At 72.4% G+C, this 13,976-nt stretch carries 9 protein-coding genes and 1 pseudogene; 3 read left to right on the top strand and 7 right to left on the bottom strand.

Features of this window, described 5'->3' with window-relative positions; translation table 11 throughout:
• Positions 1 to 205 precede the first annotated feature (205 nt).
• Positions 206 to 1,672: an HNH endonuclease signature motif containing protein gene (locus BJF77_RS00565; protein WP_255396061.1), complete on the bottom strand. Its 1,467-nt coding sequence runs from the start codon at positions 1,670 to 1,672 to the stop codon at positions 206 to 208.
• A gap of 906 nt (positions 1,673 to 2,578) precedes the next feature.
• Between BJF77_RS00565 and BJF77_RS00560 the strand changes: the two genes are divergently transcribed.
• On the top strand, positions 2,579 to 4,093 hold the full coding sequence (locus BJF77_RS00560) for an MFS transporter (RefSeq protein ID WP_255396060.1): 1,515 nt from the start codon (positions 2,579 to 2,581) through the stop codon (positions 4,091 to 4,093).
• Between the two features lie 18 nt (positions 4,094 to 4,111).
• Here the strand turns inward: BJF77_RS00560 and BJF77_RS00555 are convergent, their stop codons facing one another.
• A complete protein-coding gene (locus tag BJF77_RS00555; protein ID WP_053004991.1) occupies positions 4,112 to 5,059 on the bottom strand; it encodes a helix-turn-helix transcriptional regulator in 948 nt (315 codons plus the stop codon).
• A 652-nt stretch (positions 5,060 to 5,711) separates the two neighbouring features.
• On the opposite strand from BJF77_RS00555, the gene BJF77_RS00550 reads away from it, so the two are divergent.
• A complete protein-coding gene (locus BJF77_RS00550) occupies positions 5,712 to 7,118 on the top strand; it encodes a rhodanese-like domain-containing protein (RefSeq protein ID WP_075870987.1) in 1,407 nt (468 codons plus the stop codon).
• Between the two features lie 822 nt (positions 7,119 to 7,940).
• Here the strand turns inward: BJF77_RS00550 and BJF77_RS00540 are convergent.
• From BJF77_RS00540 to BJF77_RS00530, 3 genes are all read right to left on the bottom strand, one after another.
• Entirely contained in the window at positions 7,941 to 8,240 is a 300-nt protein-coding gene (locus BJF77_RS00540) for a rhodanese-like domain-containing protein (protein WP_075870985.1), read from the bottom strand.
• Positions 8,241 to 8,349: 109 nt separating this feature from the next.
• Positions 8,350 to 8,940 (bottom strand): rhodanese-like domain-containing protein, encoded by a 591-nt coding sequence (locus BJF77_RS00535; RefSeq protein ID WP_075870984.1) that lies wholly within the window; start codon positions 8,938 to 8,940, stop codon positions 8,350 to 8,352.
• Positions 8,941 to 9,127: 187 nt separating this feature from the next.
• Positions 9,128 to 9,685: a dihydrofolate reductase family protein gene (locus BJF77_RS00530; RefSeq protein ID WP_075870983.1), complete on the bottom strand. Its 558-nt coding sequence runs from the start codon at positions 9,683 to 9,685 to the stop codon at positions 9,128 to 9,130.
• 154 nt (positions 9,686 to 9,839) lie between these two features.
• Here BJF77_RS00530 and BJF77_RS00525 point away from each other — a divergent pair, with 154 nt between their 5' ends.
• Positions 9,840 to 10,253, top strand: coding sequence for a hypothetical protein (locus tag BJF77_RS00525; protein ID WP_075870982.1), 414 nt, complete (start codon positions 9,840 to 9,842; stop codon positions 10,251 to 10,253).
• A gap of 170 nt (positions 10,254 to 10,423) precedes the next feature.
• Here the strand turns inward: BJF77_RS00525 and BJF77_RS00520 are convergent.
• Both BJF77_RS00520 and mptB read right to left on the bottom strand, forming a co-directional pair.
• A pseudogene (locus BJF77_RS00520) lies at positions 10,424 to 12,069 on the bottom strand (peptide chain release factor 3).
• Between the two features lie 184 nt (positions 12,070 to 12,253).
• Complete coding sequence (gene mptB, locus BJF77_RS00515; protein ID WP_075870981.1) at positions 12,254 to 13,834, bottom strand: polyprenol phosphomannose-dependent alpha 1,6 mannosyltransferase MptB; 1,581 nt, start codon at positions 13,832 to 13,834, stop codon at positions 12,254 to 12,256.
• Positions 13,835 to 13,976: the final 142 nt, after the last annotated feature.

Raw genomic sequence — 13,976 nt, 5'->3', positions numbered from 1 at the left:
CCGAGGCGCACCATCCTGTCCGGCCCCCGCCCGGGGGTCAATCCTGGGGCGGTGCATGACGGCGAGCCGTGCCGGGCACTCAGGCCGGCGGCCTCGATCGCGGGTGAACGCCGCATCGACCGGCACGCCGGTGCCCCGGCGCACGAAGTGAGGCCTGGTCCCGGGAGGTCACCGGGCGGTCGGTGGAAAGCCGGGCACTCGGGCATCAGAAGGGCGGGGGAGCGTCACCCGGGTCGAGGGGCGGGGAATCCCCGGGCGGTCGGCCGGCGACCGGTGTGCGGCGGAGGTCAGCGAGGATCTCATGGTCACCGACGTGCTCGGGCACGGACCGGTGCACGAGTCCAGCCGGTGACGTCCACTCCAGCACCGCGGTACGCCCGGGCGGTTCCCCGGTTGTTCCGGGTGCGGGCTCTGCCTCGACCCGCCGGACCGACCAGCGCCCGAGGTGCCCGCCGCGATGCTTGATCCGGTGATGGTGCCGACACAGTGCGGCCAGGTTGTGCGCGGCCGTCGGTCCTCCGTCGGCCCAGGCCACGGTGTGGTCCAGATCGCAGCTCTCGGCTCGGCGCCGGCACCCGGGAAACCGACAGGTGCCGTCACGCAGCTCGACCAGACGACGCAGGTCCCGCGGTACCGCATAGACGGTGCGGTCGTGGTCGAGAACCACCCCCGTGGAGGGGTGGGTCAGCACCCGGTGCCAGGCCCCGGCCCCGGCAGCCAGCTGACGCGCCACCTCCGCGCTGATCGGGCCGTAGCCGGACAGCATCGGGGCGCCGCACCCGGCCGCTCCTGACTCTGCTCCGGCACCGGTCAGCACTGCCACCGGCACGGTCACACTCACCTGCGCCCGGACTCCGCGTGGAAAGCGTTCCTCGTCCGGCAGCACACCGTCCAGGAGCAGGTCCGCCAGCACATCGGCACGCAGTTCTCCTGCCGTGCGCGTCTCCGGGACCTCCGACGGTTCCGGCCCCGGCACGGAGGCCGGTACCGGACGGCCCGGCACCGGTACGTCCTCGCCCAGCAGGGTGGCCAGTTCTTCGAGTCTCCCGTGCACCGCGAGGGCCACGTGCGCGTCCAGCAGCGCGTGCAGGTAGGCCGTCCCGTCGGACGCCGGCTCCACCCACACCGCACGATGCTTCCGTGCGGCTCGCCGACCGCGCTCCTCGGCGTCGGCCACGAGCACGGCGCGCCGGGCACGAGCAGCTGCCCGCAGCTGCGCAGCCGTGGCATGCGGCGCCCGTTCCAGCAGTTCGGTGATCAGACGGCAGACGGCCTCCACGGGCGGCGGCACGCACTGCGTGCCGGTCCAGGTCGGCGCATCAACGACCAGCTCGCGCCACTGCTCCACCATCACCATGGCCTGAGCGGCGCCGATCCGGCCCGCCTCCAGGGCGATCAGGACCTCCGGCATCATCTCGGCCAGCAGCACGGCGTCCTCCACACGCCGCCGGGCCGTGCCCGACGGCAGCCGGAGGGCCGGCCCGACCTCGGCCGCCACGTCCACGACCAGTTGGTGCTCCGCCTCGGCCAAGGGACTCAGCGGGTCCGGGCGGACAGCACCACGGGCGGACAGCTCCGCCTCGGCCTTGTCCATCGCCTCGAACCGGGCCGCCGTGCGAGCCGCCTGCGCCGCCAGCCACAGACGGTGGATGCACCGCAGCTGCGCGCCCACGGCCCGCGCCTCCGCCGCAACCGCGTCAACGAGATCGAGGGCAGCGGCCCGCACCACTGCGTTCCTCGCCCGGGGGTCCACCACCTCCGGAAGCACAGGTTCACCCGGACATTGCTCACCACTCACCCGGGTCCGGGGCCACCGCCGAGCCGTTGCCGTCATGGGTTCATGGTCCCGGCGGCGTCCGACGTCCTAAGGTCCTCGATACCGCCTCACAGGGCGAGGTTCCCCGTCGGCCTGCCGGAGTCCGGGACGCCCCACGAGACCGACCTCCCCGCCTCCTGGTGGGGCACCGCTGTCCCGCCGGCAAACCATCATCGCTGCGCGCCTCCTTCCAGTTCACCGGGCGCCGGGACTGCTGGCCAGGTCCGGCGCTGGGGCCCCACAGGACACCCGCAATGACCCTGCGCCGGCGCTGCACGGGTCCCCTCAACGGCGCGGGGGTCTCCGCTCCGGTCACTCTCCGGCGGGGACGTGGACGATCTCCGAAAGACAGCGGCGGTCGTCGCGTCACCGTCCTGAGTCCGGTAGCACCTCCTGCTTCGGCGATGTGAATCGTCCCGGTTGCCGCCGCGGTTCGGGGCCTCCGCTCCGGTCACTCTCCGGCGGGGACGTGGACGGTCCCCGAAAGACGGCGGCGGCCGGCGTGTCACCGTCCTGAGCGCGCATGCTGTCCGGCACCGGCGGTGCGGACCGGCCCGGGCCCGGTGCCCGAGGTCGTCGATCCGACCGCCTGCGCAGCGTGGCGACGCAAGGGCCAGGCCGGACGGGTCGGTTCCCGGCCGCGTGCAGCACCAGCACGTCGGTGCACGTCAGCCCGAATCCCGAGAGCGGGATCGGGCGCGTGGCCTGCGCGACGAGCCGGACGGCGCCTACCGTGTCCGCGGCCGTCCCTAGACTGGCCGCATGAAGGAGCAGCAGCCGGGTTCCTCCGGGGCCGTTGACAGTCCCACCGGAGGCGTGGCAGGTCCAGCGGGCGCGGCCGTGCCGCCCGTGGCGGACGGAGACGGCGGGCCGCCGGCTCTGATCGACTCCGACGCCGTCGACACGTCCGTGCGCAGCCCGGCGCAACGGTCCCGCACCTTCGCCGGGATCCTCGTGAACACGGCGCTCGCCAACATCACGACCAGCTACCTGTGGTTCGCCCTGACGTTCTGGGTGTACCTGGAGACGCGCAACGTGATCGCCACCGGGGTGGTCGGCGGCGCGTACATGCTGCTGATCGCGCTCTCCAGCATCAGCTTCGGCACCTTCGTGGACCGTTACCGCAAGCTCGTCGTGATGCGCTTCGCCGCCGTCTTCACCCTGGTGATGTTCGTGCTCGCCGGGATCCTCTACCTCCTCACTCCCATCACCGCCATGGCCGACCTGACCCGGCCGTGGCTGTGGGCCTTCGCCCTGGTCGTCCTGGTCGGAGCCGTGGTGGAGAACATGCGCAACATCGCCCTGTCGACCACGGTCACGATCCTCATCGAACCGGACCGGCGGGCCAACGCCAACGGACTCGTGGGCATGGTGCAGGGACTGATGTTCATCGTCACCTCGGTGCTCTCCGGCCTGTCCGTCGGGTTGCTGGGCATGGGCGGAACAGTCGTCGTCGCCGTGGCGCTCACTGCCGTGGCCCTCGTGCACCTGCTCACGCTGCGCATGCCCGAGGAGGTGCGCGCCGCGGCCACGGATGCGCACGGCGGCTTCGATCTCCGGGGTGCCTTCGCGGCTGTGCTCGCGGTGTCCGGGCTGTTCGCGCTGATCCTGTTCTCGACGTTCAACAACTTCATCGGTGGCGTCTACATGGCGCTGATGGATCCCTACGGCCTGGAGATGTTCCCCGTGGAGATCTGGGGAGCGGTCTTCGCGCTCGGGGCCACGGGTTTCATCGTGGGCGGGGCGCTGATCGGCAAGTTCGGGCTCGGGTCCAACCCGTTGCGCACCATGCTGCTCGCGGTGGTCGCGATGGGAGTGCTCGGCGCGGTGTTCACCTTGCGGGAGTGGGCCTGGCTGTACGTCCTGGGCATCTGGCTCTACCTCGTGCTCGTCCCCTTCGTGGAGGCGGCGGAACAGACGGTCATCCAGCGTGTGGTGCCGCTGGAGCGGCAGGGCCGGGTCTTCGGTTTCGCCATGGCGTTCGAGTCCGCCGCCGCGCCGATCACCGCCTTCCTCATCGCACCGATCGCCCAGGTCTGGATCATCCCGTACGCGCGATCGGCCGAGGGCTCCGCCCAGCTGGCTCCGCTGCTGGGAGAGGGCACCTCCCGCGGCATCGCCCTGGTGTTCCTCGTGGCAGGAATCGTCATGATCGTGGCCGCACTGCTGGCCTTCCTGACCCCGGTCTACCGTCGGGTCTCGGCGTCGTACGCTCAGGTGGCCGCGGCGGGCGACGAAGCCGTCGTCACCGCACCCTCGGCCGCATCCTCAAGCTGAGCCGGACGTGCTGCTCGGTCAGCGGCCGAGAGTGCGGCTGGGCGTCGTCCCGTAGACCTGCCGGTAGTACTGGGCGAAGCGTCCCGGGTGGGCGAAGCCCCAGCGGGCGGCGATCTCCCGAACGGTGTCCCCGCGAGCGGGGTCACCGTGCTGCAGCTCGCGGTGGGCGGCGTCCATCCGGGTTCGGCGCAGGTACTGGGCCGGCGTCAGCCCCGTCGGATGATTGGCGCGGAAAGCCCGCACCAGGGCCTTCGTTGTCGTCCGGGCCGCACGGGCTGCGTCCTCCACGGTGATCGGGTCGCCGGCGTGGTCGTCGAAGTACTGGAGCGCGATCCGGTACCGGCGGCACTGGGTCTCCATGGACAGGTACCGCTCCGCGTGGTCCCCGCGCAGCGGGAAGCACTCGAGCAGCCCCACGGCCAGGTGGCGGGAGAGGTCGGCGCGCACCACGGGCTGGTCGAAGGCCGCGGATGCCAGCACACCGGCGCTGAAGCGCGCCAGCTCGGACCAGTACTGCCCCAGCCGGGTGCTGAGCGGCACGGAGGACGTGAAGCTCACCGGAGTCTCGGTGCCGTAGACGGTGTCGGCGGTCTCCTGCACCACGTCTACGGGAAGGTGCGCGAGGGTGACGTCCACGTCCTCGGCCACGACGAGCACCGGATGCTCCGGGCGGAACAGCAGCGGCGATCCGGTGGCCGCGGTGCCGGTCTCCTGCCGCGTCTGCCAGTCGTAGCGCCTGCCGTCCACGTGGGACACAGTGAAGGTCGCGGTGTCCCCCCACAGGGACATCGCGCCACCCACGTGCACCCGGGAGACAGCACCTCGCGCGTCACCGGCACGTGACAGCTGGTAGCGGAACGCAGGATCGGTGGAGCCGTAGCCGAAGCGCAGCCCGGTCTGCTCCCCGAGCACGGGCAGCACATCCGGGTCCGAGACCGTGAGTTCGTGGCGGAACACCTCGCCCATGAGCCAGTACCACCTTCCGCACAGGCCGCGTCCGGCACTGCCTCAGCTTCGAACATCCGCACCTCGGTCGGGGAGATCTCGCCCCAGTATGGCCCGGCCTCTCGGAATGCACGACCGGTGCCGCCACATGCGCACGCATGTGACGGCATACGGCGCGGTTCCCAGACGGACGTGCCGGAGCGCCAGGCGCTCGCGGCGGTCGGATGCTGCGAGCTCCTGGCGTGGGGCGAACCGGGCCGGGGCTCGGGCGCCGACCAGACCGGCGGTCAGGGCTCGAACAGGTCCCCCGGCGAACCCACCCTCGGCCAGCCCCGGGCACGGCGACGACAGCCGAGCAGACGGGTGTCGTCCACAGGGCGAACACGGCCAGCTCGTCGCGCCGCTGCTCGATCGGCCCGAACCGGCGCTCGCGGCCGGTCCGGCAGGGCGCGAACGGCCGCCCGGCTCCGCCTGCGGTGCCGCCCCTCTGGCACTGCGGAGCCGTCGTCGTCGCCGAGCCCGTGGCCCGGGCCTGTGACCTCCATCTAAGCGTCCAGGAGCATACCCCCCTGGGTACCGAAAAGATACCCCCGGGGGTATTATCGTTGGTGGCAGGCGGCCGGAAGAGCTCCTGCCGCATCCCTGTTCCACCCATCCTGCGAAGGAGAGACCCATGCTCATCGAGCGCATCTACGACGATGACCTCGCCCAGGCCAGCTACTTCATCGGGTGTCAGCGCACCGGAGAGGCCTTGGTGGTCGACCCCCGCCGCGACATCGCCGTGTACCGGGACCTGGCCGCCAAGAACGGCATGCGGATCACCGCGGTCACCGAGACCCACATCCACGCCGACTACCTCTCCGGAACCCGCGAGCTGGCCGCCGGCACCGGGGCCACCATGCACGTCTCCGGCGAGGGCGGAGAGGACTGGCAGTACGAGTTCGACGCCGAGCGCCTGCACGACGGCGACGAGCTCCGGATCGGCAACATCGTGGTGCAGGTCGTGCACACCCCGGGCCACACGCCGGAGCACCTGTCCTTCCTGGTCACCGACGGCGCCTTCGCCGACGCCCCGGGCTACATGCTCACCGGTGACTTCGTCTTCTCCGGCGACCTGGGGCGTCCCGACCTGCTGGACGAGGCCGCCGGCGGGGTGGACACCCGCTTCCTCGGGGCGCAGCAGATGTTCGCCAGCCTCAAGGAGAAGTTCCTGACGTTGCCCGACCACGTCCAGGTCTTCCCCGGGCACGGGGCCGGATCGGCCTGCGGCAAGGCCCTGGGTGCGATCCCGTCGACCACGGTGGGCTACGAGCGGCTCTACTCCTGGTGGGGTCCCTATCTGGCCGCCGACGACGAGGCGGGCTTCGTCGAGGAGCTGCTCGAGGGTCAGCCCGACGCCCCGTTCTACTTCGGGCGGATGAAGAACCAGAACCGGCGGGGCCCGGCGGTCATGGGGAAGCGTGCCCTCCTGCCGCAGCTCGACGCGCAGCAGGTCGCACGGCTGCTCGCCGCCGACGAGGCCACCTTCGTGGACACCCGCTCCGCGGCCGAGGTGCACGCCGGCACAGTGACCGGGTCGCTGAACATCCCCGCCGGCGGGTCGGTGGCGACCTACGCGGCCTGGGCCGTGAACCCTGAGACCGACGCCCGTCCGCTGGTGCTGCTGGCCGTAGACCAGGAGGCGGCCCAGGACTTCTGGGACCACCTGGTGCGCGTGGGCATCGACAGGGTCACCGGCTACGTCACCAGCACTGCGGACCTGCCGCGGTCCATCCCGCAGCTGGTCCGGCCCGAGGAGGTCGAGTCCTTCGACAAGGCCGTCCTGCTGGACGTGCGCGCCGCGAGCGAGCACGCCGTCGGCCACGTGCCCGGATCCGTGCAGCTGCACGGGGGCCGGGTGCTGTGGAACCTGGACCGGCTGCCGCAGCAGGGCACCATCGTGACCTACTGCCAGAGCGGGCTGCGGTCCTCGGTCGTGGCCTCCTCGCTCCGTCACGCCGGCTACGACGTGACCGAGCTCGACGGCTCCTACGCCGGCTGGGCCGCCTACCGGGACACCGTGGCCGCCGCCGCGCGCTGATCCCGAGCTCCGAGCGCCCCTGGACACAAGAGGCCGCCCGCAACACGCGGGCGGCCCCTTGTGTCGTCTTCGGCCATGAAGGGCTGGCTCGGGCGACACGCCGGTGCGCCTTCGGCAGGATGACCCGGAGCGGCCGAAGTGCCCACAGGGACGACACGCGCCCGGCGGAGGAGGCGACGACTCGCCCGATCGGATGCTGCCCTTCCGGGCTGCAGCGGAGTCGGGTGGCCACCTGCACGCCGACCCCCGGCCCTGGCCCGCCGGGCACTGGGGGCCGGGTGCCTGGCGCCGGGCACCGGGCATTGTGTGCCGGGGGCCGGGTGCCGGGTGCCGGGGGCCGGGTGCCGGGCGCTGGGCACCGAGTGCCGAGTGCCGGGCGCCGGGCGCCGGCAATGATTGCGCCACCAGCAGTTGGCACGGGGCGCGGCCCGGGTGATGGTCCGCCCCGACGTCGTCGTCACGGACGGAGATGTCGAGAACGTCGCCCGGACAGGCCCAGCGACCGCCGTACCGCTCCGGGCACATCTCCAGGCATGTCCCGGTCAGGCCGTCCACGCAGCCTCGGCGGACCGGGGGGCGCTCGCCGTGCGGTGCGATGCGGAGGCGCTCCCGGCGCGCTCCGGGGTCGCCCTGCGACACGGATCCCGTCCGGGCCACTCCGGCTCCGGCGGGGCGCAGTGAGGGGGGTGGAAACGGCGGAAGGGGCCGTCCGCGAGATGCGGACGGCCCCTTCAACCTGTCGACGCCCGCTCCTCGGCGCCCCGCGCCCGGCGCCCGCTCCTCGGTGCCCGGCTCCCGACCGCCGGTGCCGGGTGTGGTGGATCAGCGGACGGGCAGCCCGGCGCGCTCCCAGGCGAGCATGCCGCCGGCCATGGTGTCCTCCGCAGTGCAGCCGGCGCCGATGAGCGCGTCGGCCACCCGGGCGCTGCGGTGACCGCTGCGGCAGACGACGATCACCGGGCGGGTCCGGTCGATTTCGGGCAGGCGGGAGGTGAGCTGCCTCATGGGGATGTGGAGGGCGCCGGGGATCATGCCGTCGGCGACCTCGACGTCCTCGCGGACGTCGAGGACCTGTTCCTGGGCGCGGCGCTGCTCGGCCTCGGTGACGCCGACCTCGGACATGGCTGCTCCTGGGAATGCTCGATGCTGCGGGACGGTGGCGCCGGAGCCGGGCGGCGGCGCACGCGGCCCTCGGTCAGCTCCGGTCAGCGCCGATCGGCCTTGGTGGGGCTCAGGATCCCGCAGCGGGGATCTGGCTGATGGCGGAGGTGGCGGTGGGCTCGTCGGCAGCCCTGTTCCACGGCATGGCTGCGAGCGCCTTGCCCATCGCGCAGGTGTTGGAGGCCGCCGAGAAGGCCAGGCCGGTGCCGACGATCCCGGCCAGGGCGCGCACCTTGGGCGAGATGAGCCGGCCCCCGACCAGCCCCGTGAGTACGAGGGAGCCGGCGGCCATGCGCACCTGGCGCTCCAGGTCCCAGCGCTGGGCACCGCGCACGACATCACCGCCCGCGGCGGCGAAGCCGGGGGCTCCGCCGGTGAGCACCCAGGCGGTGTCGATTCCGGCGGTGGACAGCCGTTGGCGGGCCTGCTCGGCACGGACTCCCGACTGGCACACCAGCACGACGCGCTCACCGAGGCGCGCGGCCAGTTCGGCAGTGTGCTCGGACAGCAGGGGCAGGGGCACGTTGTAGGAACCGCGGATGTGCAGGGACTCGAACTCGGCCGCGGACCGGACGTCGATGACGACCAGGTCCTCGTGCTGGGCCATCCACTGGCGCAGGGTCCGGGGGTCGAGGGTGGTCACGGTGGGGGCGGAGGTCACGAAGTGCCTTTCGACGTGCTGTCGGGTGGGACGTGTGCCTCCAGTATGCAATATACCCCCTGGGGTATGCAAGGGTCCGGGGCAACCCGCCGGTCGCCTGGCGGCCCGGGATGAGGATCTCGGGCCGCCGAACGCCGCGGGAGCGGACCCGGTCCGCGGCGAAGTGCTCGAGCAGCGGAGGGGTGGGTCAGCGCGCGACGTCGTAGACGGCCTTGACGACGCCGTTCGCGTAGGCCTCGTGCTCCACCAGGTCGAGCTTGCGCAGCGTGTCGGTCGTGTCGTCGAAGAGACGCCGTCCCGCACCGAGCAGCACGGGAAAGATCAGCAGGTGGTACCGGTCCACGAGGTCGGCGGCGGCCAGGCCCTTGGCCAGCGTCGCGCTGCCGTGCACCAGGATGGTGCCGTCGACGGTCTCCTTCAGCCGGGCGACCTCCTCGAGGGAGCGCAGCACCGAGGTGTTGTGCCACGCCGGGTTCTCGAGGGTGGAGGACACCACGTACTTCGGCATGGCGTTGTACTCGGCGAAATCCTCCATCGAGGGCCAGACCGGGGCGAACTCCTCGTAGCTGACCCGGCCCATCAGCATCGCGGCCGCCTCCTGCTGCTCCCGGTCCTTGATCTCGTAGGCGGCCTCGTCGAACTCCACCTGTTGGAAGGTCCAGCCCGCGTGCGGATGCGGGCCACCGCCGGGGGAGTCGACGACGCCGTCGAGCGTGGTGAACTCGGTGATGATGAGCTGGCCCATGGGGACCTCCTGTCGATGACGTGCGGCCGGTGTCGCCGTGCCTCATACTCTGGCGGTACCTCGCGGTTCGCGGAAGGGGCGCGCCGAGCGGGCCGTCACAGATCGCGGAATCTGCCGGTGGTGCACGTGCGGTGCCGCTGTGGACAATGAGGCCATGACCGGCACCGCTCCCCAACCGCGGGCACTGCTCCCGGGGCACCGCATCCTGGTCGCTGTCGCGGTCTGCCTGATCGGGCTCATGGCGTCGGTGGCCCTGTACCTCGGCCTGGTGCACGCGGTTCCATTGGTGAGCTGGGGCACCGACGAGGAGGAGCTCCTGCGCGTCGAAGGCGCACACGACGTGCGCCGTGCATCCGCGGTGGCCGCGCTGGCCGGCGTCCTGCTCCTCACCGCCCGCGCTCGGTGGACGGGTGGCATCGCGGTGGCGGCCGCCTGCCTGCTGGCCGTGCTCTCCCACGAGAACACGATCGCGTCCTGGGGTCTGCTCCTGGTCTACGTGCTCGTCCTGCTGGTGGGCTGTGGCGCCGTCGTCGGACGGGGCGGGAGTCGACGGGACTCGGGGCCGTAGCGGCGGTCCACGATCAGCGACGTCGTGGAACGGCGGGCCTGCGCTCGTGCGCCGGCCGTCGCCTCACCGTCTCGCGAGCCGATCCCTCGCGCCGGGCGTGGCGCACCGAGCCGTCGACCGGGACCCGGCCCGTGGAATCTCGTCGCAGCGTCGCAGCTCTGGGGGCGGACTCAGGCGGGGGCGGTCTCGTCGGCGTCGCCGCCGATCGGTTCGAGGGTGGCCTCGGGGTGTAGGTAGGAATGCGACCGAGCTTCCACTTGTCGGTGAAGACGGCGATCGGTTCGCCGTCGGCCCGCCACAGCACCTCGGTGCCGGGGATGCGGTTGAGGACCTCGGGGTCCGGGGCGACGACCCGCCGGGCCAGGGTGTAGGGGAGGGACTCCAGGCGCACCTGGGCGCCGAACTCCTGGGCCATCCGGTCGGCGACGACCTCGAACTGCATCGGCCCCACCGCCGCGAGCACCGGCGCCTGGTCCCCGCGGGCCTCCGAGCGCAGCACCTGGATGACGCCCTCGTGCTCGAGCTGGGTCATCCCGCGGCGGAACTGCTTGGCCCGTCCGGCGTCCACGGCCCGGGCCACCTGGAAGTGCTCGGGGGAGAAGTGCGGAATCGGCGGGAAGACCACCGGGGTGTCCACGTAGACGCTGTCCCCGGCCCGCAGCACGGAGGCGTTGACCAGTCCCACCACGTCCCCGGGAAAGGCGGTCTCCACCGTCTCCCGGTCCCGGCCGAAGACCTGGTGGGCGTACTTGGTGGCGAACGGTTTGCCGGTGGCCGCGTGGGTGAGGACCGTCCCGCGCCGGAACACCCCGGAGCAGACCCGCAGGAACGCCACGTGGTCGCGGTGGGCGCGGTCCATTCCGGCCTGGAGCTTGAACACGAACCCGGAGAACGGCGCCTCCACCGGTCGCGGGACCCCCGCGGCGTCGGGACGCGGACCGGCCGCCGGAGCGAGGTCGACCAGGACGTCGAGCAGGGTGGCCACCCCGAAGTTCAGGGCCGCGGCGGCGAACAGCACCGGGGTGGCCTCCGCGGCCAGGAACGCCCCCGGCTCGAAGGCCCCGTTGCTCTCGGCCATCAGGTCGGCCGTCTCGCACGCCTCCTCCCACGCCGGCCCTTCGAGCTCGGCGGCCTGGGCGGGGTCGAGCACCTCCGCCTCGGCCACCGCGGCCCCGGCCGCCACCCGGCGGTACCGGGTGTAGGTGCCGGTGGGCACGTCGAGGGTGCCGCGGAAGTCCCCGGACAGCCCCACCGGCCAGGTCAGCGGCACCGGCACCCGGCCGGTGCGCTGCTGCACCTCGTCCATCAGCTCCAGGGCGTCCTTGCCGGGGCGGTCCCACTTGTTGATCACGGTGATCACCGGCAGGCCCCGCCTCGCGCACACGTCGAAGAGCTTCAGGGTCTGGGTCTCCAGGCCCTTGGCGGCGTCGACGAGCATCACCGCGCAGTCGACCGCGGCCAGCACCCGGTAGGTGTCCTCGGAGAAGTCGGCGTGGCCGGGGGTGTCGAGCAGATTGATCACGGTGTCCCGGTAGCTGAACTGCAGGGCGGCCGAGCTGATCGAGATCCCCCGGTCCTGCTCCATCTGCATCCAGTCCGAGACCGTGGCCTTCCGGCTGGACTTGCCGTGCGTGGCCCCGGCCTCCTCGATCACGTGGGCGTGCAGGGCCAGGGCCTCCGTCAGCGTCGACTTGCCCGCATCGGGGTGCGAGATCACGGCGAAGGTCCGCCGACGGGCGGCCTCCGCCGCCACCGTCTCCGGTGCGGGCCCGTCGAGCAGGTTCGACGGGGTGCGTGCTGTCTGCTGTCCGGCCATGCCCTCGACTCTAGCCCGACGTCACGAGGGGGTCGTCGGCGGCGATCCCACGGGCGCGGGGCGCGACGGCGCCGCCGCCACGCGCACGGCCCGGCGGCGCCCGCGGTCACCGCTCGCTCCGTCGCCGTCAGGGCCGGTCCGGACCGCCCCGGGCCGACCGGGGGAGGGCGCCCACGTGGGGATCTCAGCGACGGGGGCGCCGGCGGGCGAGCCAGCGCACCGGGCCTCCGCGGACCAGCAGGTGCCGGGTGTGGGGGTCCAGGAGGATCAGATAGGCGGTGAACGCCAGCGCTGTCACGAACGCGATCGTCGACGCGTCGACCGGCAGCTCCATGAACGGCCACACGGACAGCTGGTCCTGGGCACCGAAGATGACGAAGAAGGTGATCACGACGTACAGCGAGCGGATCTGCCAGTTGTCCCTGATGCCGGTCGCGGCGAGGAACGGCAGGAACCACAGGATGTACCAGGGCTGGATGATCGGCGAGAGCAGCACCACGGCCGCGAAGGCCAGACCCAGCCTGCGGACCGCCTGCCGGTCGTCGCCGCGGAACATCAGGAGCAGCACCAGCCCGATGGCGGTGTACTGCAGCGCGCTGCGCAGCGCCGAGGCCAGCTGAGCGCCCGGCAGGCCCACCGCGTCCGCGAGGTGGTCGACCCGCTGGCTCAGGAACCCGGACGGTGAGTAGCCGGTGAAGCCCGGGGTCGGATCCACCAGCGCCCAGACCCACCCGGTGCCCAGCTGGTAGGGGAGCCCGCTCAGCAGCAGCACCCCGAAGCTCAGGGCCGCCGTCGCGGCCCAGAGGCCGAATCTCCGCCCCCAGGACGCCTTCGGTCCCGCCCACAGCAGCCCGATGAACGGCAGCAGCAGGATGGTGATGGGCTTGATGGCGATCGAGGCGGTCACCAGCAGGACCCCGGCGATCGGCCGGCCCGTGGCCGCGGCGTACGTGCCCGCCACGGCCAGCCCGAGCATCAGGGCGTCGTTGTGCGCGCTGGCCACGAAGCTGATCAGGAACAGGGGATTGGCCACGGCGATCCACAGGGCGCGAGCCGGGTCCACCCCGTGCAGCTGCGCCAGCCGGGGCACATAGAGCACGCAGAGGAGGACGCCGGCGCAGGCCAGGAGGCGGAAGAGCAGGACCGAGAGGTCCGGTTGGGCGCCGGTGAGGGCCACGACCGCCCGCGCAGCCCACAGGAAGTACGGACCGTAGGGAGTGCGGGCCTCCGCCCAGGCCGGATCGGCGCCCAGCATGAACCAGTTCTCCAGGGTGGAGATGCCGGTCGTGTAGGGATTCTGGTCGGCCAGCATGAGCCGCCCCTGGCCGATGTAGGCGTAGACGTCCCGGGAGTAGATCGGCACGGCGAACAGCAGGGGCAGCGACCAGGCGCACACCGCCAGCAGGACGGTGCGGTGGGCGCCGGCGGGCCAGCCCTGGAGTCTCTGCCCGAGGCGGAGCCAGGAGCGCACCAGCAGCATTGCGCCGACGGTCAGCAGCACCGTGGAGCAGTACACGCCCCACCCCTCGACGCGCAGCGCGATGACCAGGGGATTGCGGACCATGGGGGAACCGCTCGCGATCCACCCGGTGCCGATCGATCCGACGAACATCAGCACGCAGCCGACGAACCCCTGCAGGACGGCGACGTGCGCTCGCGGTGGCCGCGGGGAGGCCGGCTCCGGCCGGGGCCGTGCTGCCGCGGCCTCCTCGGCCTGCTCATGACGGTTCTCCGGTGCCCCCCGATGCGAACCACCTGCCGTCATGACGTGTGCTGATCCCCTAGGTGTGCCATTGCTGGGCGGACAGGTGTGCCGGATGCTCTCCGGGAGCCCGATCCTAGCAGTCACGGACTCCTGGGCCCCGGGACCGCGGGGGGCGTGGTCCCCGCACCGGGGCGCCGGCCGG

Origin of the sequence: Kocuria sp. CNJ-770 (assembly GCF_001942375.1) — a bacterium.
In the GTDB taxonomy this organism is placed as follows: Bacteria; Actinomycetota; Actinomycetes; order Actinomycetales; family Micrococcaceae; genus Kocuria; species Kocuria oceani.
Note: the sequence above shows the minus strand (reverse complement) of the source record. Positions and strands in the feature narration are given on the sequence as shown.

What these genes read in the sequence shown, in the direction of transcription:
- BJF77_RS00560 (WP_255396060.1), top strand. Translation starts at nt 2,579, where the DNA reads ATGAAGGAGCAGCAGCCGGGTTCCTCCGGGGCCGTTGACAGTCCCACC.
- BJF77_RS00550 (WP_075870987.1), top strand. Translation starts at nt 5,712, where the DNA reads ATGCTCATCGAGCGCATCTACGACGATGACCTCGCCCAGGCCAGCTAC.
- BJF77_RS00525 (WP_075870982.1), top strand. Translation starts at nt 9,840, where the DNA reads ATGACCGGCACCGCTCCCCAACCGCGGGCACTGCTCCCGGGGCACCGC.
- BJF77_RS00530 (WP_075870983.1), bottom strand. Translation starts at nt 9,685, where the DNA reads ATGGGCCAGCTCATCATCACCGAGTTCACCACGCTCGACGGCGTCGTC.
- BJF77_RS00555 (WP_053004991.1), bottom strand. Translation starts at nt 5,059, where the DNA reads ATGGGCGAGGTGTTCCGCCACGAACTCACGGTCTCGGACCCGGATGTG.
- BJF77_RS00540 (WP_075870985.1), bottom strand. Translation starts at nt 8,240, where the DNA reads ATGTCCGAGGTCGGCGTCACCGAGGCCGAGCAGCGCCGCGCCCAGGAA.
- mptB (WP_075870981.1), bottom strand. Translation starts at nt 13,834, where the DNA reads ATGACGGCAGGTGGTTCGCATCGGGGGGCACCGGAGAACCGTCATGAG.